We start from the raw sequence: 22,912 nt of genomic DNA, 5'->3' as shown, positions 1-22,912 counted from the left end.
CTCCTTCGATTCGCACCCTTAAGGTGTCGCCGTGCAGGCGATCCTGGCGACACTGGGCTACGTGGCCTCGCCGGACGGTGACGAAGTCCTCATGATCCGGCGGGACACCCGCCCGGACGACATCCACTTCGGTTACTACAACGGCCTCGGCGGCAAGCTGGAACCGGACGAGGACGTGGTGTCGGGGATGCGCCGCGAGATCCGCGAGGAGGCGGGCCTCGAGTGCCTCACCGTCGATCTCGCGGGGACCGTCTCGTGGCCCGGTTTCGGCCGGAACGGGGAGAACTGGTTCGGTTTCCTGTTCCGCATCCCGGCCTGGACGGGAACGCCGCATTCGGGCATCGACGAGGGCAGCCTGCACTGGGTGCCGAAGGCGGACATGCTGGCGGGCCGGATCCCCATGTGGGAATCCGACCGCCACTTCCTGCCCCTGGTCTTCGCGAAGGACCCCAAGCCCTTCCACGGCGTCATGCCCTTCGCCAACGGCAAGGCCCAGAGCTGGTCCTACTCCTAGAACCTGGGCATGCCGCCGAACTGGCGGTCGCCGGCGTCGCCGAGGCCGGGGACGATGTACATCTTCTCGTTGAGGCCGTCGTCGATCGAGGCGGTGACCAGGCGCAGCGGGAGGCCGGAGTCCTTGAGGCGCTGGATGCCCTCGGGCGCGGCCAGCACGCAGCACACGATCACGTCGGTGCAGCCGCGGTCGACCAGGAGCTTGCAGCAGTGCACGAGCGAGCCGCCGGTGGCCACCATCGGGTCGAGGACCAGCACCGGCAGGCCGGAGAGGTCGCCGGGCAGCGACTCCATGTAGGCGCGCGGCTCGTACGTGTCCTCGTCGCGGGCCAGGCCGACGAAGCCCATGGAGGACTCGGGCAGCAGGGCCAGCGCCGAGTCGGCCATGCCGAGGCCGGCGCGCAGGACCGGCACGATCAGCGGCGGGTTGGCGAGCCGGGTGCCCTGGGTCGGCGCGACCGGCGTGTCGACCGGGAACTGCTCGACGGCGAAGGAGCGGGCCGCCTCGTAGACGACCATGGTGGTCAGCTCGTGCAGGGCGGCGCGGAACACGCCGGAGTCCGTCTTGGCGTCGCGCATGACGGTGAGTCGGGTCTGGGCCAGCGGATGATCAACGACAAGTACGTCCACGCCGCTCAACCTACCGGGGTTCTCCAAGATCAACTGCTGGTGGGCCGCGTAGAATCGTTCTCATGACTGCGACGACGACGTCGAGGCTGCCCGACCTGCCCGGTTCCGCCTTCAACCTCCGGTCTTTCCTGCACGGACTGCCCGGGGTCGACAAGGTCGGGGTCGAGGCGCGGGCGGCGGCCCTCGGCACCCGGTCGGTGAAGACCAGCGCCAAGGCGGCCGCCATCGACCTGGCGATCCGGATGGTGGACCTCACCACCCTCGAGGGCGCCGACACCCCCGGCAAGGTACGCGCCCTCTCCGCCAAGGCGCTGCGGCCCGACCCCGCCGACCCGAGCTGCCCGAGCGTCGCCGCGGTCTGCGTCTACCCCGCGATGGTCCCCGTCGCCGCCGAGGTGCTGCGCGGCACCGGCGTGCACCTGGCCAGCGTGGCCACGGCCTTCCCGTCCGGGCAGGCGCCCCTGGACGTCAAGCTCGCCGACACCCGCGACGCGGTCGCCGGCGGCGCCGACGAGATCGACATGGTGATCAGCCGGGGCGCGTTCCTCTCCGGGCGCTACGACGAGGTGTTCGAGGAGATCGTCGCGGTCAAGCAGGCGTGCGGCACCGCGCACCTCAAGGTGATCCTCGAGACGGGCGAGCTGGCGACGTACGACAACGTGCGCCGGGCCTCCTGGCTGGCGATGCTGGCCGGCGCCGACTTCATCAAGACCTCCACCGGCAAGGTCCCCGTGGCGGCTACCCTGCCCGTGACGCTGGTGATGCTGGAGGCGGTCCGCGACTTCCGCGCACGCACCGGCCGCCAGGTCGGCGTGAAGCCCGCGGGCGGCATCCGCACCACCAAGGACGCGATCAAATACCTGGTGCTCATCAACGAGACGGTCGGCGACGACTGGCTCGACCCCGACTGGTTCCGCTTCGGGGCCTCGTCGCTGCTCAACGACCTGCTCATGCAGCGCACCAAGCTCACGACCGGCCACTACGCCGGCCCCGACTACTTCACGCTGGACTGATCGCAATGTTCGAGTACGCTCCCGCGCCCGAATCCCGCTCGATCGTCGACATCGCTCCCTCGTACGGTCTCTTCATCGACGGCGAGTTCGTCTCCCCGGCCTCCTCCGGCGGGGTTTTCAAGACCGTCAACCCGGCCACCGAAGAGGTTCTCGCCGAGGTCTCCACCGCAGGCCCGGAGGACGTGGACCGGGCGGTGGCCGCCGCCCGGCGCGCGTTCGGCCCCTGGTCCGCGCTGCCCGGCGCCGAGCGCGCCAAATACCTGTTCCGCATCGCCCGCATCATCCAGGAGCGCTCGCGCGAGCTGGCCGTCCTGGAGTCGCTGGACAACGGCAAGCCGATCCGGGAGGCCCGCGACGTCGACCTCCCGCTCGCCGCGGCCCACTTCTTCTACTACGCCGGCTGGGCCGACAAGCTCCGGTGGGCGGGCTTCGGCGACGACCCGCGGCCGCTGGGCGTCGCCGCGCAGGTCATCCCGTGGAACTTCCCGATGCTGATGCTGGCGTGGAAGATCGCCCCGGCGCTCGCCACCGGCAACACGGTGGTGCTCAAGCCGGCCGAGACCACGCCGCTGTCCGCGCTGTTCTTCGCCGACGTGTGCCGCCAGGCCGACCTGCCGCCGGGCGTGGTCAACATCGTCACCGGCGCCGGCGAGACCGGCCGCACGCTGGTCGAGCACCCCGGCGTCGACAAGGTGGCGTTCACCGGATCCACCGAGGTCGGCCGCCAGATCGCCCGCGCGGTCGCCGGCACCCGCAAGCGGCTGACGCTGGAGCTCGGCGGCAAGGCGGCCAACATCGTCTTCGACGACGCCCCGATCGACCAGGCCGTCGAGGGCATCGTCAACGGCATCTTCTTCAACCAGGGGCACGTGTGCTGCGCGGGGTCCCGCCTGCTCATCCAGGAGTCGGTCTACGACGAGGTGCTGGAATCGCTCAAGCGCCGGATGGCCACCCTGCGCGTCGGCGACCCCCTGGACAAGAACACCGACATCGGCGCGATCAACTCGGCGGAGCAGCTCGAGCGCATCCGTACGCTCTCCGACATCGGTGCCGAGGAAGGCGCCGAGCGCTGGTCCCCGCCGTGCGCCCTGCCGTCGCAGGGCTTCTGGTTCGCCCCGACGATCTTCACCGGCGTCACCCAGGCGCACCGGATCGCCCGCGAGGAGATCTTCGGCCCGGTCCTGTCGGTGCTCACCTTCCGCACCCCGGACGAGGCGATCGAGAAGGCCAACAACACCCCGTACGGGCTGTCGGCCGGCATCTGGACCGAGAAGGGTTCGCAGATCCTGGCCGTCGCCGACAAGCTGCGCGCCGGCGTGGTGTGGGCCAACACGTTCAACAAGTTCGACCCGACGTCGCCGTTCGGCGGCTACAAGGAGTCCGGTTACGGCCGTGAGGGCGGCCGGCACGGCCTGGAGGCGTACCTTGCCTGAGTCTTCCTCGTCCCGCTCCCGCAAGACCGCCCCGGCGGCGGCCGGGAAGGCCGTCGCGGTCCGGAGGTCCTCGCCGGTCAAGGCGGGCGCCTCCGCGAGCGTTCCCGCCGTCAAGCCCGCCGCCCCGGCGGCACCGGCCGGGCGGCTCGCCGTACGCAAGACCTACAAGCTCTTCATCGGCGGGGCGTTCCCCCGCAGCGAATCAGGACGGACCTATCTCGTGGACGGCGACAACGTCGCGCTCGCCTCCCGCAAGGACGCGCGGGACGCCGTCGTCGCGGCGCGCAAGGCGCAGCCCAAGTGGGCCGGCGCCACCGCCTACAACCGCGGCCAGGTGCTCTACCGGGTCGCCGAGATGCTGGAGGCCCGGCGCGCGGAGTTCGTCGCGTGCGGCGTGCCGGCCGCCGAGGTGGACGCCGCCGTCGACCGCTGGGTCTGGTACGCCGGCTGGGCCGACAAGATCGCCCAGGTGCACGGCGGCGCCAACCCGGTCGCCGGTCCCTTCTTCAACATCTCCGCGCCCGAACCGACCGGCGTCGTCGCCGTCGTGGCCCCGCCGTCCTTCCTCGGCCTGGTCAGCGTCATCGCCCCGGCGATCGTCACCGGCAACACGGTCGTGGTCCTCGCCGCCGCACCGCAGGCCGCCGTCACCCTGGCCGAGGTGCTGGCCACCTCGGACGTGCCCGGCGGGGTGGTCAACATCCTCACCGGACACGCCGCGGAGACAGCCCCCTGGCTCGCCTCCCACGACGACGTGAACGCGCTGGACCTGACCGGCGTCACCGACCCGGCCCTCGCCGCCGAGCTGGAGCGTTCCGCCGCCGGCAGCCTGAAGCGGGTCGTCCGCCCGCCGGCCGGCGAGCCGGACTTCGGCGCCGACCCGGGCCTGGCGCCCATGACGGCCCTGCTGGAGACCAAGACCGTCTGGCACCCGAAGGGCTTCTGACCCGCGGTCGGTGGGACGCGGTCGGGCCCCGCCCAGGTCCGACCACTAAGGTGTGCCCTGACTCACCCATCCGAACAGCTTGCGAGAACCAACCCGGAGGTCAGCGTGGCCAGCCAGACGCCCGAAGAGGCCGCAGAAACCTCGTCGGTCAGGGACGGCCGCTCCGGCCGTGCGCTCTGGGACGAGGTCCGGATCTCCCCGGTGGAGATCGCCATGCCGGGTGGCGTCGCGCTGACGCTGCGGGCGTACCGGAAGGCCTCGGAGCTCACCCCCACCGAGGTCGAGGTGGACGAGGACGATCCCTTCGAGGCGCGGGAGCGTGCGGCCGCGGCGCGCGCCGCGGAGGAAGAAGAGGTCATCGTCGACGACGAGTTCGCCGCCCTGGTCGCCGAGGGGGAGGCCGATCCCAAGGCCGGCAAGTCCGGCGGGGCGCTGCGCAACGAGGACGGCGACGTCGTCGAGGAACCGGACCCGGAGGACTTCAAGGACGACGAACCGGAGGAGGCCGCCACCCAGGAGGAGGACGAGGAGGTACCCGTCTTCCTGAGCCACCGCGGCAAACTGCTGGCCTTCAAGACCCCGGAGTCGCTGGTCTCCTTCATTCAATCGGGTGCTCCCCACGACCTCGCACAACTCGACACCTGGGCGACCGTCGTGGAGCGGGTACAGTCGTCCGACGTCGACCCGCTGCCGGAGGATCGCTACGAGCTGGACCTCGTGGTGGAGAACCTGCGCGGCGGTCACGACACCTGGGACCTGCCCCTGCTCATCGCCGCGGGCGAGGTGGCCCGCGACCTGGGCCACGCGCTTCGCCTGAAGCCGGTGATCCTGGCCCTCGCGCCGGGCTCCCCGCTCGACGACCTGGACGAGTCCCTGCGGTCTGCGGAAAGTGGCGGAATGGGCGGTTTCTTCGGTCGTCGCAAGCTCCGTAAAATCGGGGCGCAACAGGCGAGTCTGGGGTGGCGCTCCGTCATCGGCAAGATCTCTGCCGCTGTGGACTGGCGCGACTGACCCCTCACCAGGGACCATCAGTCCTTGGCCGGAAACAGGTCGCGAACAACCTCACCCGGGGAGGAGGACGACGCCGTGGCGCTCGTGCGCGTGTACTGCGGTCTGGCGTCGGCTGATGAGACGGTGCGATCGGCCTCGGCCGGATCGGTCCTGACCATCGCCGTGGTGGACGACGCGGGGCGGCTGCTCGGAGTCCACGAGATCAGCGACGACCCGGCCGGATACGCCCAGCTCGGGATGCTGCTCGTGGAGCGCACCAGCGGCTTCGCCGAGGCCGCGGTGGCCGCGGACAGCGACGACCACATGGTCACCTCGCTGCTGACCGCCGCCGGACGACCGCTCGTGGTCGCCGACGACGACTCCGCCGACGACTTCGCCGAGCGCTTCTCCGACGACGACTCCCCCGAGGAGATCGCCGCGCCGCCGGCCGCCCGTCGCGCCGTGGGCCTGGCCCGCGCCCTGCAGGCCGGTGCGATCGCCGCCGTCACCATCCCCGCGCCGCGGGAGCTCGTCAGCTACAAGCCCGTGCTCGCCGCCCACGTCGCGATGCTCAACGGCCGCTACTCCGCCTCGATCGCGCTGCGCGAGGTGCTGCGCGAGCTGTATCCGGCGGCGCTGCGGGCGTACCCGGACCCCGCGCACCCGCTGGCCCTCGCCGTGCTCGACGCGGTGCCGGAGCCCGGCCGGCTGACCGCCCGCGGCAAGGACGCCCAGGAGATCGCCGAGGAGGTCGCCACCGAGCTGACCCGCGCCGGCGCCGGCACCGAGGACCAGGTCGTCTCGGCCGTGACCGCGCTGGTCGTGGCGATCAGCGAGTCGCCCCGCCGCGGTGGCGTGAACAAGGCTCTCGCGCCGGCTGCCGCCGAGACGGTTCGGCACGCGGTGGCCGCCGTCCGCTCCTGCGACTCGGCGTGCGAGGCCCTGGTCGGCACGCTCGCCGCCCGGGTCAGCCAGCAGGCCTCCGGAGTGCCGGGCCGCCGCCAGGCCGGGTCCCGCCGCGCCGCCGAGCCGGTCGCCCTGCCGACCCGCCCCACCTCCAGCCTGCCGAGCCGCCCGTCGTCCGGCCTGCCGGCCCGCCCCGGCGACACGGGCACCCGCCTCGGCCGTCGTGGCCGCCCCGAGCCCGCCACCACCGGCAACGGTCCGGCGACACCACGCCCGCTGACCACGCCGCCGGTCGCCCCGGACCCGGTCATGCCGCCGCCGCTGGCGCCGCGCCCGGTCACGCCGCCGCCGGTCGCCCCGGCCGCGAGCCTGCCCACCCGTACCCCCGACCCGGGGCCGGCCAGCCGCCCCGTCTCGGTGCCGCCGCCCCCGCCCGGCATGACGCCGATCACGCCGGGCTCCCGCCCGTCCTCGGTGCCGCCGGCCGACTCGGGCCAGCCGTTCCGCCCCACCCTGACGAACGCCGCGATGAGCAGCGCCCGCGCCGAGCGCCAGCGCACGGTCATCCCACCCAGCACACGCAGCGGCACCGGCCCGGCGGCGAACGGCGCGACGGACTACTCGCTGCCCATGCCCGTCCAGCGCTCGACCTCCGAGACGCCCGAGCCGGGCTCGCGCGCCAACTGGCCCCTGCTCAACAGCGGCGACGACGCGGCGACCCCGCCCGCCGCCGCGGTGAGCGGGCCGCCCGCCGACGGCCGGGTGAAGCCGCCGTGGCAGGACATGCCCAAGGAGCCGCCGGCCCTGCGCCTGGTCGAGCCGGGCCTGGGCGGGCTGGGAAACACCGCGTCCGACGCCGCCGCGATCAGCGAGCCGCCGCCCCTGCGCCTGGTCGACGACCGCAACGGGCGCACGAGCCGCCTCACGGCCCGCCGTACGGCACCGACGCTGACGGCACTGGACCGCAGCACGACTCCGCCGGTCCCCGCCGAGGGCGACGGTGACCTGCTGATCTTCGCGGCGGCCCGGTCCGCCTGGTTCACCGGCCACAGCGAGTCGGCCTCCACGGCCGACCTCGACTGGAGCAGCCCGATGGACACCGGCTGGCAGGCCGCGGAGAAGGCCGCCGCACCCGCGGTGGCCGCGGAGACCTCGGCCGGCCTGCCCAAGCGGGTGCCCCAGGCCAACCTCGTGCCCGGCTCGCCGCTGCGCGAGGAGCGCCCGCTGCGCATCGTCCGCGACGCCGCCAGCATCGCGGCGCACACGACGGGCTACTTCCGCGGCTGGCGTCGCGGCCAGGAGATCGGCGGGTACGCGATCGGCGGCCGGCCGGGCCGTGAGGCCGCCGGCGGCTGGGACTTCAGCCGGGACGGTCAGGAGTCCGAGGACTACCGCAACGCCGGCTACCCGGGCCGCTGAGTCGCGCGGAGAAGGCCTAGCCCCGAAGGCTAGTACTCGGCCAGGCTTCGGCGTCGTACGCCGCTCAGCGGCGGCCTGAGCCCGCCTTCCGGACCCGTAAGGTCGTCGGTCGGGGCTGATCGGTTACCGTTCGGTCGTTGATCGATCGGGGGAAGCCGTGACGGACCTGCCAGACGTACCGACCACCTCGCCGGCCACGCGCCCGCTGGCGGCAACGATCAGCCTGCTCGGCATCCTGGTGACGGGTCTCTGCCTGGCGGCTGCCGAGCGGCTCGACCGGTCCGCACCGGCACGTGTGCTGGCCGTCGCGGCGGTGGTGACGGCGCTGATCGCGGTCCTGGTGGCGCTCGCCGCTCAGCTGCCGGGGATGACGTCCGTCCGCACCATCCGGCTGGCCGCGACGCTGAGCGGCGTGGCGGTGCTGCTCGCCGGCACCGGATCACTGTTCGTGATCCTGGCTCGCGAGTCGACCTCCGCCTCCACCGAGCCCGGATTGATCGTCCAGCGCACCAGCACGGGCGAGATGGACTCCGTCACCGCCGAGCTGACCTTCCCCGGCTTGAAGCCCGGCAGCGTGCTGACCGCGACCCTCTCCGGCATCAGCACCGACAGCCGGTACGACCTGGCCAGGACGGTGGTGCGGGTCGGCGAGAAAGACCCCGCTGTGGTCAGCATGACCGCGAGCATCAACAACGGCGCCGACGTCGAGGTCGAGGCCACGGCGCCGGGGCACCACTGCACGGCACGTCTGTCCTCGGGCAACGACGCCCCGCTGAGCTGCACCAGCCGCTGACCCCGGGCACGCAAAAGTCCCGCTCCGGCATCGGAGCGGGACTTTCGACGGAGCGTCAGGCCGGCGCGACCGCGCGCGAGCGGCGCATGGTCAGGACGTACTCGACGAGCGAGATGAGTACGTTCTTCGTCGACTCGCGGTTGCGGGCGTCGCAGCTGACCACCGGGACGTCACTGGAGATCGCGAGCGCGTCGCGGACGTCCTGCGCGTTGTGGTACTGCATGCCGTCGAAGCAGTTGATGGCCACCAGGTACGGCAGCCGCCGGTGCTCGAAGAAGTCGATGGCGGCGAAGCAGTCGGCCAGCCGGCGGGTGTCCACCATGACCACGGCACCGATGGCGCCCCGGACCAGCTCGTCCCACATGAACCAGAAGCGCGTCTGGCCCGGCGTGCCGAACAGGTACAGGATCAGATCCCGGTCGATGCTGATGCGGCCGAAGTCCATCGCCACCGTGGTCGTCGTCTGCCCCGGCACCTGCCGGTTGTCGTCGACACCCACACCGGCGGAGGTCATGATCGCCTCAGTGGTCAGCGGGGTGATCTCCGAGACGGACCCCACCAGCGTCGTCTTACCGACGCCGAACCCACCGGCGATCACAATCTTCGCCGATGTCACACGCCCGGCGGTCGGCCGGCGCGCCATGTCAGAGCCTGCGAAGTCCACTCAGCACCCTTTCCAGCAGTTCCGTACCCACCGCATCGGTCTCATCCTCCAGCGATGTCGGCTCGTAGACCGCCACCAGGCCGTCGTGGGCCATGTCGGCGACGATCACTCGAGCTACCCCGAGCGGTAGTTGCATGCGTGCGGCGATCTCGGCCAGCGACTGAACTCTGCCGCCGTCACACATCGCCGCGATGTACTGGTGTTCGCTGCCGCCCCGGCCCGTACCGGTGGAACGGCCGCGGACGGTGGTCTCGACGAGCGCTTCCAGAGCGATCTCAAGCTTGGGCCGGGTCCGGCCACGGGTCACGGCGTACGGTCTGACCAGTGCGCCGGTCGGCTCATCGCGTTCGGGCATCGTCACCGCTCACCCCATCCCTCGGCCCATAGAAGTGTCTCGTGTTTGTCAAGTGTTTGGACAGATACCGGACGGATCCGGTCCACCATCCGTTCAGCCGAGAACTCCGGCCGCCGAGCGCGGAGCCGGCGTCAGAGCCTCGCCCACGCGGTCGACCAGCAGCGCCATCTCGTAGCCCACCTGGCCCACGTCGCAGCTGCGCGCCGCCAGCACGGCGAACGACGAACCGTCGGAGATGGACATCAGGAAGAGGAATCCGTTGTCCATCTCGACGACCGTCTGCAGCACGGCGCCACCCTCGAAGCAGCGCGCGGCGCCCTGGGTCAGGCTGACCAGGCCGGAGGCGATCGCCGCCAGCTGGTCGGCACGGTCCCGGGGAAGATCCCGCGAGGCCGCGAGCAGCAGACCGTCGGCGGAGACCGCGATTGCGTGCGCCACCCCGGGAACGCGGTCGGCAAAGTTGGCGAGAAGCCAACCCAGATCCTGCGTACTTGTCATGCCTCATGCTCCTTGCCAGCCTGCGAGGACTGCTGCCCTCCCGGAGTCTCCTCCGGGTTGGTCGATTGTTCCTTCGTGCGACCGCGCTGCACACCCCGGTGGTACGCGGACAGGAGTCCACGGACCGCCTCGGGAGTGCGGCGTTGAACGGAGGTCTCGGCCCGGTCGACGCCACCCGGGACGAGCTGTGCCATCGGCGTACGGCGCGGCAGGCCGGCCGTCGTCGTGGTCTCCACCGGCATCTCGGCGGCCTTGCGAGCGGCCTGCCAGCCCTCGTCGGCCGCGGTCTGCCAGGGGCTGACCGGACCGCCGTTGACCGAGCTGCCGTTCGCTGCGGCCGCCCCGGCGCCGACGGGGGCCGGGTCTCGGTCGTCGGTGCGCGGCTCGGGAGACGGGGCCTGCTGAGGCACACTGCCCGAGCGGGCGGGCTCGCCGGTCGAGAAGCGCTGCGCGCTGACCACATCGGCCGGTGCTGCCGCCGGAGCCGGGCTCTCGGCGGCCGGCGCCGACTCGGCCGGCCGGGGCTCGCTGGGCCGCGCGGTCGTGAACCAGGCCGACTCGAGCTCCCGGAAGATCGGCAGCTCCATCGTCTCGTCCGCGAACTGCGACGGTCCGTCGCCCGCTGCCCGCTGCCGGGCCGCGGCCTGGGCGGCGGCGATCTGCGCGGCGGCGGTCGCCTGGGCGGCCGCGGCCTGCTGGGTCGCCGCCTCGTGCGCCGCTGCGGCGGCAGCGGCCGACCGGTCGGCCTCGCTCTGCGGCGTCGCGTCCTGCGGCTCGGTCGGGCGGGCCACCTGCGGCTGGGCGCCCGAGCCGGCCCGGTCACCGCGATACCGCGGGAACTCGGCCGTCAGATCCAGGGCGGCAGCCAGGCTCTCCGGAACGTGCGGGGTGCCGTGTTCACGGTCCGCGGAGACCGGCGGCCAGGCCGGCGGGTTGCCGGCGGGCGGTGCCGAGTGCGGACGGCTGGTGCTCGGCGGGGCCGAGTGCGGCCGGTTGACGCCCGGCGGCGCCGAGATGGGCGCACCCGAGACGGGCGGCGACGACACCGGGCGGCCGGAGCCGTACGGCGGGGCGGACGGCACCGGCGGCGCGGAGACCGGCGGCACCGGCGGCGCGGACACCGGCGGCACGAACGACGAGCGGCCCTGCGACTCGGGGCTGGGCGGCAGCTGGCGCGGGATGGTGTGCCCGAAGGAACCCGTGTCCTCCGGCCGGTATCCCTCACCGTTGCGGCGCTGCGGCAGGCCGTCGCCACCGGCGAAGCCCTGCGGGCCGGACTGCGGCAGCGGCGGGATCGGCTCGTTGCTGCGCGGACCGTGGAAGCCGTTGGCGCCGGACGAGCCGTTGGCGAAGCCGTTCGCGCCGCCGAAGCCGTTGGCAGCGCCACCGCCGAAGCCGTTCGCCGGCGGCTCGAAGCCGTTGGACGGCGCGCCGGTCAGGTCGGACCAGGCCGGCGCGGAGCGGCCGGCGCCCGTGCCGAGCATGCCACCCGAGGGCATCGGCGGGTTCGGGTCGAACGGGCGGCCACCGTTGAAGCCGCCGCGGCCGTTGGCGCCGCTCTCGAGCGCCAGCGGCGGCTCGGCGAACGCCGGGCGGGCCGACTGCTCGACACCGGCGAAGGAACCGGCACCCGCCGGGATCCGGCCGGCCGTCTGCGGCGAGGTGAGGACGCCCACCGGCAGGCCGACGTCGGCGACGGTGCCGCGCTCGGTGTCGGCCGGGCGGAGCTCGACCTTGACGCCGTGCCGGTTGGCCAGCCGGGCGACCACGACGAGGCCCATCATGCGGGAGACGGCCACGTCCACCATCGGCGGGTTGGCCAGCCGCTCGTTGAGGTCGCGCAGCTGATCGCGGCTGATGCCGATGCCGCGGTCCTCGACCGAGAGCACCGCGCCGTCGCCGAGGCGCCGGGCCTCGACCACGACGTGCGAGTTCGGCGGGGAGAACGCGGTCGCGTTGTCGAAGAGCTCGGCGACCAGGTGGACCATGTCGTTGACCGCGTGCGCGGCCACCTCGATGTCCCGGTCGATCATGCCGAACTCGATGCGCGTGTAGTGCTCGACCTCGGACTGCGCGGCGCGGAGCACGTCGATCAGGGCGGCGGGCTCGCGCTGCACGCGGGTGGAGTCGGCGCCGGCGAGGACGAGGAGGTTCTCGTCGTTACGGCGCATTCGGGTGGCCAGGTGGTCGAGCTGGAAGAGCTCGGCCAGGCGGTCCGGGTCCTCCTCGCCGCGCTCGAGGCGGTCCAGGTGACCGATGAGCCGGTCGACCAGGATCTGCGAGCGGCGGGCCAGGTTGACGAACATCGTCGCGACGGAGGACCGGAGCGCGGCCTGCTCGGCCGCGGTGCGGACGGCTTCCAGGTGGACCGCGTTGAACGCCTCGGTCACCTGCCCGAACTCGTCCCGGCTGCGCACCGGCAGCGGCTCGGCGACCTGGTCGGCCACCTGGGCCGGGGTGAGCGAGCCGGTCAGGGCCGGGTCCCGCAGCCGCTCGACCGCCTGGGGCAGGCCGAACTGGGCGACGTTCAGCGCGCCCTGGCGCAGTTCGCGCAGCGAGCGGGCCATCGACCGGGCGACCAGCCAGGCGAAGGCGATGGCGAGCAGCAGCATGCCGAGCAGGATGCTGGTCTCGATGAAGACCCGGCGCTGCACGTTGTCGCGGATGTCGGTGGCCTGGGCCACGATCTCCGTATCGAGCTTGTTCTCGACGCTGCGGAACAGGTCGTTGTAGCCGACCATCGAGGTCTCCCACTGCTCCCGGTTGAACGGGATCTGGGTGGACCGGTTGGCGGCGAGGTTCTGCAGCGGCTTGGTGAGGTTGGTGGCGGCACGGGCGGCGGGGCCGTTGATGACCCGGTCGATGAGCGCCTTGTCCTCGTTGGTGGCGACCTGCCGCATCGAGGCGTCGGAGATCGTGTAGCCGGTGTCGGTGAGCAGGAACTCGCGCCGCAGCGAGGGTGTGAAGTCGGCGGCGCCGAGCACCCGGTGGCCGACGTCGCGCTGCTGGGAGATGTAGTTCTTGGCCCGGGCGACGCCGGCGACCACGCGGAGGCGGTTGCTCAGCGCCGTGTCCTGCGCCAGCTGTGCGGAGGCGTCACGCACGTTGAGCAGGTCCTCGATCAGAGGGCTGTAGTTGGCCTCGACTTCCACCGCGTCGAACTGGCCGTTCGCCGTCTGGCTGCGATACGACGGCAGTTCCTCGAGGTTGCGGTCGAGGCGCACCAGCAGGGTGTTGACCTGCCCGGGAACCGCGTCCAGCGCGGCCTTCTGCTGCGAGTACGGCAGCTTGGCCGCGTCCACCTTCGGGTGCTCGCGGGTGTAGGCCAGCACTGCCGCCTCGCGGTCCGGCGTGTCCGGCTTGGTCGTCGCGATCATCACGCCGTAGGCGCGCTCGTTCTGCAGGTGGTCGACGAGTCCACCGGCGGCCTGTGACAGCACGGAGAGCGTGCGGGCGCGTTCGGCGTTGCTCGCCTCGTTGATGTGGTCGATCAGGCCCTGGGTACCGACGATGATCGTCGCCAGCGTGGGTACCAGCATGATGAGCCCGAGCTTGGACCAGATGGGCAGATCCCGCAGCCGACCGGCCGGTCGGCGGAGACGCGACATGACAGCGTTCGCCGTCTGGGGGCGCTTGCTCACGTCACCGTCCTCCTGATTCGGACCCGGCCTTCGGATCACCGGGCGCCGCACACGGCCGACTCGCCGGGTCGGGCCCCCGAGATTCCATCACGACGAGTGTCAAAGAGAAAGAGCAGCCTGACCCGGACGGTTTGTGTGATGCGAAGTCGCGTCCGAAGTCGCGAGCGTCGCCGCCCGGTCATCACTGCTCGTATGGGAAACATCTCTTTGTGTCACTCGCTCCGATCGGCGCACCGGGGTCATAGAGCGCGCCGATCCGACCGGATCCATCTGCGATCGCGGCAGCACAGACGATGGCTCGCACACGACCGGACGGCAAGGCAAGATGCCGGATTATGCAGTGTTTGTAGACAGCACTCTGGCCGAACGGACGACCCGGCTGACCGAATCGCCAGTTTCATGCGACGAAAGTACGCCCGTGTCCCTCATGCCGGTTAAAAGCGGACTTCACGCCAGCAACTTCGCGTACGCCGGCTTGATCACGTCGTTGATGATGGCCAGCCGCTCGTCGTACGGGATGAACGCCGACTTCATCGCGTTGATCGTGAGCCACTGCAGCTCACTCCAGCCCCAGTCGAACGCCTCGACCAGCAGCGCCATCTCGCGCGACATCGACGTACCGCTCATCAGCCGGTTGTCGGTGTTCACGGTGACCCGGAAGCGGAGGTCCCGGAGCAACCCGATCGGGTGCTCCGCGATCGACGGCGCGGCACCGGTCTGCACGTTCGAGGACGGGCACAGCTCCAGCGGGATGCGCTTGTCGCGCACGTACGACGCCAGGCGCCCGAGCTTGCCGGCGGTGATGTCGTCGACGATCCGTACGCCGTGCCCCAGCCGGTCCGCCCCGCACCACTGGATCGCCTGCCAGATCGACGGCAGGCCGAACGCCTCACCCGCGTGGATGGTGAAGTGGAAGTTCTCCCGCTGCAGGTACTCGAACGCGTCGAGGTGCCGGGTGGGAGGGAAGCCGGCCTCGGCACCGGCGATGTCGAAGCCGACCACGCCGGTGTCCCGGTAGCGCACGGCGAGCTCGGCGATCTCCTGCGAGCGCGCGGCGTGCCGCATGGCGGTCAGCAGGGTGCCGATCCGGATGCGGGTGCCCCGGGCCGCCGCCTCGGCGCAGCCGTCCTCGAAGCCGGCGTGCACGGCGTCGACCACCTGGTCGAGGGTCAGCCCGCGCTCGAGGTGCTGCTCGGGCGCGTAGCGGATCTCGGCGTAGACGACGCCGTCGGCGGCCAGGTCCAGCGCGCACTCCTTGGCGACCCGGTGCAGGCCCTCCTCGGTCTGCATCACCGCCACCGTGTGCGCGAACGTCTCCAGGTAGCGTTCCAGCGACCCGGAGTCCGCCGCCTCGACGAACCACTCGCCCAGCCGCGCCGGATCGGTCTCCGGCAGCTCGTGCCCCACGGCAGCGGCCAGCTCGACGATCGTCGCGGGGCGCAGCCCGCCGTCGAGGTGATCGTGGAGAAGGGCTTTCGGGGCGGTCACGATGTCGGCGTGGGTGATGGCAACCATCAGCAGATGCTAGAGGGAAGCAGCGGATGATCGACGGAGCATTGCCGTACCTGCGGTGCCCGGTGTGTGGCGGAACACTCGCCGGGGCCGATGAACGGACAATTCGCTGCTCCCGCGGGCACTCCTTCGACGTCGCACGGCAGGGGTACGTGAACCTGACGGCGGGCCGTTCGCCCCATTCGGGCGACACCGCCGAGATGGTCGCCGACCGCGAAGCCTTCCTGGCCGAGGGCCACTACGACTTCATCGCGGAAACTCTGGCCGCGGCGGCCGGCGCGGGTGACGGCCTCGTCCTGGACGCCGGTACGGGCACCGGCCGCTACCTGGCGCGGGTGCTCGACGCGCACCCGGCCGCCGTGGGGCTCGGCATCGACGTCTCCAAGCCGGCGCTGCGCCGGGCGGCCCGCGCCCACCCGCGCGCCGGCGCGGCCCTCGCCGACCTGTGGCGCCCCTTGCCGGTGGCCGACGGGTCGGCCCGGGTGATCCTCGACGTGTTCGCCCCTCGCAACGGCCCGGAGTTCCGTCGCGTCCTGCGACCCGACGGCGTCCTGCTCGTCGTCACCCCGGCGGCGGATCACCTGGCGGAACTGATCGACGCCTTCGGGCTGCTGAAGGTCGACCCGGACAAGGCGGACCGGGTCGCCGACGCCCTGGGTACGGACTTCGACCAGGTGACCGCCACGACCGTCCGCCGCACCCTGCGCCTCACCGCCGCGGAGACCCGCACGCTGATCGGCATGACGCCGAGCGCCCATCACGTGGTGCCGCGGGCCGACGCCGGGCACGAGGTCACCGCCGCGGTCGAGGTGGCGGTCTACCGGCCGGCCTAGACCGACAGGTCGACCTCTTCCCATTCGGGCGGGGCGTCGTGGTACGGCCCCGAGAACAGCACCGCCCACTCCAGCGCCCACCGCCGCTGCCCGATCGCGTTGCTGTCGACCTCGCCGGGCGGCCGTACGCCGTTGCTCTCCGCCTCCTGGAACGCCCAGTCCAGGCAGTAGTACAGGTCGAGCAGCACGGCCGCCTCGGTCGCGTCCCGCGGGGCGACGAGCGAGCGCGACCGCCACTCGTTGAAGAGCTCGCCGCCGGGCAGGTCGGGCATCTGCCGCATGAGCCGCTCCTCCGGCGGGGCGGTGGGGTCGAGGTGCCGGCTGAGCCCCAGCAGCCACGCGAGGGCGAACACCGCGTCGTGGTGCAGCACGAACGACCGGTGATCGCCCTTCGCCCCGGCCACGAACTGCCACTCCGGGGGTGTGACGAAGTCCACGAGCCGGGAGTTGAGCAGCCAGCTCATGGCCGCCTCCGTGGGCATGCCGAAGCAGCGCGCCACGACGACGTGCAGGACCGCGGCGCGGGCCTCCAGCTCACCCGTCGGGCGCAGCTCCACGGCGTCCCCCGGCTCCCACACCAGCGGGAACGAGGCGGGCGGCAGCGGCAGGGCGAGCCGCGTCAGCTCGTCCAGGCTGGCCTCGCGTACCGCTCGGGGATCGGGGGCGGCCTTCATGACCGCTCAGGCTATGCGGTCGATCAGCAGTCGCCCAGGGTCGGGCGCCTGCTGCCCGAGGGTGATCGCTCCGGCCGCGTCGGTCCGGGCCGCGGCGATCCGCTCCGGTTCATCGGTACGCAGCTCCAGCAGCACGTCGCCGGCACTCACCCGGTCGCCGGGGCGCACCTTGAGGACGACGCCGGCGCCGAAGCTCACCGGGTCCTCCTTGCGGGCGCGGCCGGCGCCCAGCCGCCACGCGGCCAGGCCGATGCCGAGGGCGTCGATCGAGGTGATCACGCCGTCCTCGGTGGCGCGCAGCACCTCCGTCTCGCGGGCGACCGGCAGCGGCGCGTCCGGGTCGCCGCCCTGAGCGCGGATCATCGCCCGCCACGAGTCCATGGCGGCGCCGGACTCGAGCGCCTTGGCGGGGTCGGCGTCGATGCCGGCCGCCGCGAGCATCTCCCGGGCCAGGGCGACGGTCAGCTCGACCACGTCGGCCGGCCCGCCGCCGGCGAGCACGTCCAGCGACTCCTGCACCTCGACGGCGTTGCCGACGGTCAGGCCCAGCGGCGTATTCATGTCGGTGAGCAGCGCGACCGTCTTCACGCCGTGCGCCTTGCCCAGCTCGACCATCGTGCGCGCCAGCTCGCGGGCGGTGTCGAGGTCCTTCATGAAGGCGCCGGTGCCGACCTTCACGTCCAGCACCAGCGCGCCGGTGCCCTCGGCGATCTTCTTGCTCATGATCGAGCTGGCGATGAGCGGGATCGCCTCGACCGTGCCGGTGACGTCGCGCAGGGCGTACAGCTTGCGGTCGGCCGGGGCGAGGCCGTCGCCGGCGGCGCAGATGACCGCGCCGACGTCCTGCAGCTGACGGACGAACTCCTCGTTGCTCAGCCGGGCGCGCCAGCCGCGCACCGACTCCAGCTTGTCGAGGGTGCCGCCGGTGTGGCCGAGGCCGCGGCCGGAGAGCTGCGGCACCGCCGCGCCGCAGGCCGCGACGAGCGGGGTGAGCGGCAGCGTGATCTTGTCACCCACGCCGCCGGTGGAGTGCTTGTCGACGGTCGGCCGGGTCACGGCCGACAGGTCCAGCCGCTCGCCGCTGGCGATCATCGCGGCGGTCCAGCGGGCGATCTCGCCGGGCGTCATACCCCGGAGCAGGATCGCCATCGCCAGCGCGGACATCTGCTCGTCCGCGACGACGCCCTTCGTGTACGCGTCGAGGACCCAGTCGATCTGCGCGTCGGACAGCGCCTGCCCGTCCCGCTTGGCCCGGATGACGTCGACGGCCGCGAACTCGCTCATGCCTGCTCCCACTTCGTGCCGATGCCTTCCGGCGCTTCTCCCTCGCCGGCCCACGAGAGCCCGCCGGCGGCGTCCACCACGACGACCCTCGACGTACGGGTGCGCCCCCACGTCACCGCCGCGGCCGCCGTCGCGAAGATCGGCCCCTCCTCGAGGATGCCCTTGTCAGCGTCGCTCTCCTCGGGACTGCCCCCGGAACGTTCCCAGTAACCCGTCCAGACCTGCTCGCCACCGGAGAGGTCCGGGTGCACGAAGACCGTGCCGCGTCCCCGCCAGCGGGCGAGCTGGGCCGGGACGTCCGGCACGGCGGCCGGACCGGTGACCTTGTCGAGATCGTCCGGCCCGAACGCGTACGGCAGCAGCTCGGCCAACCGCAGCGGCCGGGGCAGCGCCTCGAACAGGCACTCCGGCCCGCCGTGCTCGTAGAGCAGCTGACGGCAGCGCCCGCACGGCATGAGCGGCTGCCCGTTGGCGTCGACGCACGAGACCGCGACGAGGCGGCCGCCGCCCGTGGCGTGCAGCGAGGACACCAGCCCGCACTCGGCGCAGAGCCCGACGCCGTACGACGCGTTCTCGACGTTGCACCCCACGACCACGCGGCCGTCGTCCACCAGCGCGGCCACCCCGACGGGAAAGTCGGAGTAGGGCGCGTACGCATGCCGCATGGCCTCGATCGCCGCAGCCCGCAGCGACCCCCAGTCGATCTCCATGGCGCCGATTCTCCCCCGGTCAGCTCTTGATGTACGGCTGGCCGTCGGCCGCCGGCGCCCGCACCCGGCCCACCAGGCCGGCCACCGCCACGATGGTCGCCAGGTACGGCAGCATGTTGAGGAACTGGCTCGGCACCGGGCTACCCACCGCGCTGAGGTACGTGGCGAGCTTCTGGGCGAAGCCGAAGAACAGCGCCGCCCCCAGCGCGCCGAACGGCGTCCACCGGCCGAAGATCAGGGCCGCCAGCGCGATGAAGCCCGCGCCGGAGGTCATGTTCTTGTTGAAGCTGCCGGTCGCCACCAGCGTGAAGTACGCCCCACCGGCGCCCGCGATCACGCCGGCGACCAGGACGTTGAGGTAGCGCAGGCCGCGCACCCGGATGCCGACGGTGTCCGCGGCGGTCGGGTGCTCGCCGACCGCCCGGGTACGCAGCCCCCAGCGCGTCCGGGCAAGCCCGAAGTGGACCACGAACACGAGGATCAGCGCGAGCCAGACGAGCCCGTTGGTGTGGAACAGCACCGGCCCCACCACCGGGATGTCGGCCAGCCCGGGGATGCGCCACTCCGGCATCTTCGGCGGCTGGTTGTACGCCTGCGCGTCGGGCTGCATGAGCCGCTCGTACAGGAAGCCGGTGATACCCAGCGCGAGCAGGTTGAGCACGATGCCGACGACGACCTGGTCGACCAGGTAGCGGATCGCCAGCACGGCCAGGATGGCCGCGATGATCAGGCCGCCCACCGCCGCGCTGAGGACGCCGGCCCACACGCTGGTCGCCATCGTGCCGACCAGGGCGGCGCCGAACGCGCCCATCAGGAACTGGCCCTCGATGGCCACGTTGACCACGCCGGAGCGCTCGCCGAGCACGCCGGCCAGGGCGCCGAGGATCAGCGGTACGGCCAGCTGCAGGGTGCCGCTGGCGGTGTCCACGAGCGGCAGGAACTTGCCCGCGACCTGCCAGCACAGGAACGACAGGACGAACGCCAGGATGCCGATGCTCAGCACCCAGGTCTGGTACTTGCGCAGCAGGCCGGCGAGCAGCACCGCCCCGGCCGCGAGCGCCACGACGCCGAAGAGGATCGCGCCGAGCTGCCCGTTGACGGACAGCGCGGCACCCGCGGCGTCCTCGCTGAGGGTGAAGCGGGCCGTCTTGGAGGGCGCCAGGGCGCCGAAGAGGATCGTCGCCACCAGGCCGACGAAGGCCACGCCCACGCCCAGGCGCCGCTGGCGGTCCCAGAACCGCGCGGGCGCCGCCGCCGTGGTGGTCTCTTCCACCGTCGCCGTCGACACGCCGGTCACCAGCCCTTCGTCATCGAGGCGCCGAGCCGCGCGGTGCGGGCGGCGCGCAGGTGGAAGATCGCCTTCACGAGAGCCGGGGCGGCGATGAAGATGACGATCAGTGCCTGGAGCACCGTGACGAGTTCCAGGGAGATGCTCGAGAACGACTGCATGCGGTTGCCGCCGGCGCGCAGGGCGCCGAACAGGATCGCCGCGAGCAGCGTGCCCCACGGCCGGTTGCGGCCGAGCAGGGCGACCAGCAGGCCGTCGAAGCCGATGTTGCCGGCCACCTGCGTGGTCAGGGCGTGCGCCGTGCCCAGGACCTGGGTCGCGCCGCCGAGGCCGGCGAGGCCGCCGGCGGTGACCATGAGCAGCGTGTACGTCTTGGCGACGCTGATGCCGGCGGTCCGGGCGGCGGGCGGGTTATGGCCGACCGCCCGCAGCTCGAAGCCGAACGCGGAGCGGTTGAGCAGCCAGGCGACCCCGGCGGTGGCCAGCACCGCGAGCACGATGCCGAAGTTGACCCGCAGTTCGCCGCCGAACGAGGGCAGCTCCGCCGAGCCGTCGACGGTCTTGCTGATCGCATCGCTGCGGCCCGGCTGCTGCACGCCCTTCTGCAGGATCAGCCAGCCCAGGAAGAGGTTCGCCGTGTAGTTCATCATGATCGTCACGATGACCTCATGGGCGCCGGTGCGGGCCTTGAGGATGCCCGGCACGAAGCCCCAGAGCGCGCCGCCCAGCAGGCCGGCCAGCAGCGCCGCGAGCAGGTGGATCACCGGCGGCAGCGGCAGCAGGAAGCCGGCCAGCGCGGCGGCGATGGTGCCCATGACCGCCTGGCCCTGGCCGCCGATGTTGAACAGGCCGCCGCGGAACGCCACCGCCACGGACAGGCCGGTGAAGACCAGCGGTGCCGCGTACGTGAGGGTCTCGGAGATGGGGAAGAAGACCTGCCGCCACGTGCCGGTGCCGTTGGCCCACGCGGTGATGGTGGCGGGGTCGACGATCGCGCCCTTGAACAGGTCGGCGTACGCGCCGCTGATGACCGTCCAGCTGGAGGTCAGCGCGTCGCCGGGGCGTGCGGTGAAGTAGCTGAACGTCTTCAGCACGGCGGGGTCGGAGACGACGATGAGGATCGCGCCGATGAGCATCGCCAGCAGGATCGACAGCACCGTCACCGTGACCGTGTTGGCGGCCCAGAGGTTGTGCACGAAGGCGCTGAGGAACGATTCCTCCTCGGCAGGCTTCTCCTGCTTCGCGGCGGCGGCGGCCGGAGCGGTCTCCGCGGCCGTCTCGTCGGCGTCCTTGTCCACGCCGACCGGTCCGTCGGTTGTCACTTCGTCCCCTCCTCTGCGGTCCCGGCGGTGATGCCGGCCATCAGCAGGCCCAGCTCCTCGCGCGGGGTGTCCGGCGAGACGATCGCCAGGATCCGGCCCCGGTACATCACCGCGATCCGGTCGGCGAGCCCCACGACCTCGTCGAGCTCGCTCGAGACCACCAACACGGCCGTGCCGACGTCGCGCTCGTGCACGATCCGGCTGTGGATGAACTCGATCGACCCGACGTCGACGCCGCGGGTCGGCTGGGCCGCGATGAACAGCCGCAGCGGCCGGGACAGCTCCCGGGCCACGACGACCTTCTGCTGATTACCGCCGGACAGGGTGCCCACCGCGGCGTCCGGCGACGACGTACGGATGTCGAACTGCTCGACCCGCTCGCGCGCCGACGAGGCGACGGCCGCGGGGTTGAGCTGGAACGCGTTGCCGTACGGCGCCCGGTCGTACTGGTCGAGCACCAGGTTCTCGGCGACCGAGAACTCCTTGACCACGCCGTCGAGGCTGCGGTCCTCGGGCACGTACCCGACGCCGGAGCGCAGGATCTGCTTGGTGCTCATACCGACCAGGCTCTCGTTGTCGATCATGATGGACCCGGCGCGCGGCGTCCGCAGGCCCATGATCGCCTCGATGAGCTCGGTCTGCCCGTTGCCCTGCACGCCCGCGATGCCGAGCACCTCGCCCGCGCTCACCGTCAGGTCGACGTTGTCGACGGCGCGTACGCCACGGTCGTCGTCCACGATCAGGCCGGAGATGTGCAGGACCTCGCGGCCGGGCTCGGCGGGTGCCTTGTCCACCTCGAGGCTCACCGCGCGGCCGACCATGAGCGCCGCCAGCTCGTCCTCGGCGGCGTCGGGGTTCGCGGTGCCGACCGTGCGCCCGCGCCGGATCACGGTGATCCGGTCGGCGATGGCCTTGACCTCTTTGAGCTTGTGGGTGATGAAGACGATGGACTTGCCGGCGTCGGAGAGCCCGCGCATGACCGTGAGCAGCTCCTCGGTCTCCTGCGGGGTCAGCACGGCGGTCGGCTCGTCGAGGATGAGCAGGTCCACGTCGCGGGTGAGGGCCTTGATGATCTCCACGCGCTGCTGAGCGCCGACCGGCAGGTTCTCCACCAGCGCGTCCGGGTCGACCGGCAGGCCGTACCGTTCGGAGACCTCGATGACCTCGCGCCGGGCCCGGCGCCGGTCGAGGAAGCCCGCCCGGGTCTTCTCGGCGCCGAGGGCGATGTTCTCGGCCACGGTGAAGACGGGTACGAGCATGAAGTGCTGGTGGACCATGCCGATGCCGGCGGCGATGGCGTCGCGGGGGCTGCGGAACGTCCGCGCCTCGCCGTCGACGAGGATCTCGCCCTCGTCCGGCTGCAGAAGGCCGTAGAGCTGGTTCATGAGGGTGGACTTGCCCGCGCCGTTCTCGCCGAGGAGGGCGTGCACCTCTCCGGGCTCGACGGTCAGGTCGATGTGGTCGTTGGCCACCAGGTCGCCGAAGCGC

General features: G+C 72.3%; 20 protein-coding genes. 8 read left to right on the top strand and 12 right to left on the bottom strand.

The window, feature by feature from the left end:
* Nucleotides 1-31: 31 nt before the first annotated feature.
* Nucleotides 32-514, top strand: coding sequence for an NUDIX hydrolase (locus ACIBO8_RS04550; protein ID WP_396113659.1), 483 nt, complete (start codon nt 32-34; stop codon nt 512-514).
* On the opposite strand, the gene upp is transcribed toward ACIBO8_RS04550, so the two are convergent.
* Nucleotides 511-1,143, bottom strand: a complete 633-nt coding sequence (upp, locus tag ACIBO8_RS04545; protein ID WP_396113658.1) for a uracil phosphoribosyltransferase — start codon at nt 1,141-1,143, stop codon at nt 511-513. The genes ACIBO8_RS04550 and upp overlap by 4 nt on opposite strands.
* Nucleotides 1,144-1,205: 62 nt before the next feature.
* Between upp and deoC the strand changes: the two genes are divergently transcribed.
* The 6 genes from deoC (at nt 1,206) to ACIBO8_RS04515 (ending at nt 8,643) form a co-directional block, all read left to right on the top strand.
* A complete protein-coding gene (gene deoC, locus ACIBO8_RS04540; RefSeq protein ID WP_396113657.1) occupies nt 1,206-2,156 on the top strand; it encodes a deoxyribose-phosphate aldolase in 951 nt (316 codons plus the stop codon).
* 5 nt (nt 2,157-2,161) lie between these two features.
* Nucleotides 2,162-3,589: an aldehyde dehydrogenase family protein gene (locus ACIBO8_RS04535; RefSeq protein WP_396113656.1), complete on the top strand. Its 1,428-nt coding sequence runs from the start codon at nt 2,162-2,164 to the stop codon at nt 3,587-3,589.
* 175 nt (nt 3,590-3,764) lie between these two features.
* Nucleotides 3,765-4,535, top strand: coding sequence for an aldehyde dehydrogenase family protein (locus tag ACIBO8_RS04530; RefSeq protein WP_396113894.1), 771 nt, complete (start codon nt 3,765-3,767; stop codon nt 4,533-4,535).
* 105 nt (nt 4,536-4,640) lie between these two features.
* Nucleotides 4,641-5,546 (top strand): DNA primase, encoded by a 906-nt coding sequence (locus ACIBO8_RS04525; protein ID WP_396113655.1) that lies wholly within the window; start codon nt 4,641-4,643, stop codon nt 5,544-5,546.
* Nucleotides 5,547-5,621: 75 nt separating this feature from the next.
* On the top strand, nt 5,622-7,850 hold the full coding sequence (locus ACIBO8_RS04520; protein ID WP_396113654.1) for a transposase: 2,229 nt from the start codon (nt 5,622-5,624) through the stop codon (nt 7,848-7,850).
* A gap of 157 nt (nt 7,851-8,007) precedes the next feature.
* Nucleotides 8,008-8,643, top strand: coding sequence for a hypothetical protein (locus tag ACIBO8_RS04515; protein ID WP_396113653.1), 636 nt, complete (start codon nt 8,008-8,010; stop codon nt 8,641-8,643).
* Between the two features lie 55 nt (nt 8,644-8,698).
* Here the strand turns inward: ACIBO8_RS04515 and ACIBO8_RS04510 are convergent, their stop codons facing one another.
* The 5 genes from ACIBO8_RS04510 to ACIBO8_RS04490 all read right to left on the bottom strand — a co-directional run bounded on the left by ACIBO8_RS04510 (nt 8,699) and on the right by ACIBO8_RS04490 (nt 15,316).
* Nucleotides 8,699-9,286, bottom strand: a complete 588-nt coding sequence (locus ACIBO8_RS04510) for a GTP-binding protein (protein ID WP_396113652.1) — start codon at nt 9,284-9,286, stop codon at nt 8,699-8,701.
* A gap of 1 nt (nt 9,287) precedes the next feature.
* Complete coding sequence (locus ACIBO8_RS04505) at nt 9,288-9,662, bottom strand: DUF742 domain-containing protein (protein WP_071807367.1); 375 nt, start codon at nt 9,660-9,662, stop codon at nt 9,288-9,290.
* A 93-nt stretch (nt 9,663-9,755) separates the two neighbouring features.
* The gene (locus ACIBO8_RS04500) at nt 9,756-10,160 is read right to left on the bottom strand and encodes a roadblock/LC7 domain-containing protein (RefSeq protein ID WP_014447580.1); all 405 of its coding nucleotides are present in this window, start codon (nt 10,158-10,160) and stop codon (nt 9,756-9,758) included.
* Nucleotides 10,157-13,801 (bottom strand): nitrate- and nitrite sensing domain-containing protein, encoded by a 3,645-nt coding sequence (locus ACIBO8_RS04495; RefSeq protein ID WP_396113651.1) that lies wholly within the window; start codon nt 13,799-13,801, stop codon nt 10,157-10,159. Before ACIBO8_RS04495 ends, ACIBO8_RS04500 begins: the two co-directional genes overlap by 4 nt.
* Before the next feature lie 447 nt (nt 13,802-14,248).
* On the bottom strand, nt 14,249-15,316 hold the full coding sequence (locus ACIBO8_RS04490; protein WP_396113650.1) for an adenosine deaminase: 1,068 nt from the start codon (nt 15,314-15,316) through the stop codon (nt 14,249-14,251).
* A gap of 26 nt (nt 15,317-15,342) precedes the next feature.
* Between ACIBO8_RS04490 and ACIBO8_RS04485 the strand changes: the two genes are divergently transcribed.
* Nucleotides 15,343-16,146, top strand: coding sequence for a putative RNA methyltransferase (locus ACIBO8_RS04485; protein ID WP_396113649.1), 804 nt, complete (start codon nt 15,343-15,345; stop codon nt 16,144-16,146).
* On the opposite strand, the gene ACIBO8_RS04480 is transcribed toward ACIBO8_RS04485, so the two are convergent.
* The 6 genes from ACIBO8_RS04480 to ACIBO8_RS04455 are packed head-to-tail and all read right to left on the bottom strand — an operon-like array spanning nt 16,143 to nt 22,896.
* Nucleotides 16,143-16,820: a DUF4272 domain-containing protein gene (locus ACIBO8_RS04480; RefSeq protein ID WP_396113648.1), complete on the bottom strand. Its 678-nt coding sequence runs from the start codon at nt 16,818-16,820 to the stop codon at nt 16,143-16,145. The genes ACIBO8_RS04485 and ACIBO8_RS04480 overlap by 4 nt on opposite strands.
* Nucleotides 16,821-16,826: 6 nt before the next feature.
* Nucleotides 16,827-18,104, bottom strand: coding sequence for a thymidine phosphorylase (locus tag ACIBO8_RS04475; protein ID WP_396113647.1), 1,278 nt, complete (start codon nt 18,102-18,104; stop codon nt 16,827-16,829).
* A complete protein-coding gene (locus ACIBO8_RS04470; RefSeq protein ID WP_396113646.1) occupies nt 18,101-18,814 on the bottom strand; it encodes a cytidine deaminase in 714 nt (237 codons plus the stop codon). The genes ACIBO8_RS04475 and ACIBO8_RS04470 overlap by 4 nt, the downstream gene beginning before the upstream one ends.
* A 19-nt stretch (nt 18,815-18,833) precedes the next feature.
* Entirely contained in the window at nt 18,834-20,102 is a 1,269-nt protein-coding gene (locus ACIBO8_RS04465) for an ABC transporter permease (protein ID WP_396113893.1), read from the bottom strand.
* Nucleotides 20,103-20,107: 5 nt separating this feature from the next.
* The gene (locus tag ACIBO8_RS04460) at nt 20,108-21,424 is read right to left on the bottom strand and encodes an ABC transporter permease (protein ID WP_396113645.1); all 1,317 of its coding nucleotides are present in this window, start codon (nt 21,422-21,424) and stop codon (nt 20,108-20,110) included.
* On the bottom strand, nt 21,421-22,896 hold the full coding sequence (locus ACIBO8_RS04455; protein WP_396113644.1) for an ABC transporter ATP-binding protein: 1,476 nt from the start codon (nt 22,894-22,896) through the stop codon (nt 21,421-21,423). The genes ACIBO8_RS04460 and ACIBO8_RS04455 overlap by 4 nt, the downstream gene beginning before the upstream one ends.
* Nucleotides 22,897-22,912: the final 16 nt, after the last annotated feature.

Origin of the sequence: Actinoplanes sp. NPDC049681 (genome assembly GCF_044465265.1) — a bacterium.
Lineage (GTDB): Bacteria > Actinomycetota > Actinomycetes > Mycobacteriales > Micromonosporaceae > Actinoplanes.
The sequence above is the reverse complement of the archived record's forward strand: the minus strand, read 5'-3'. Positions and strand labels throughout refer to the sequence as shown.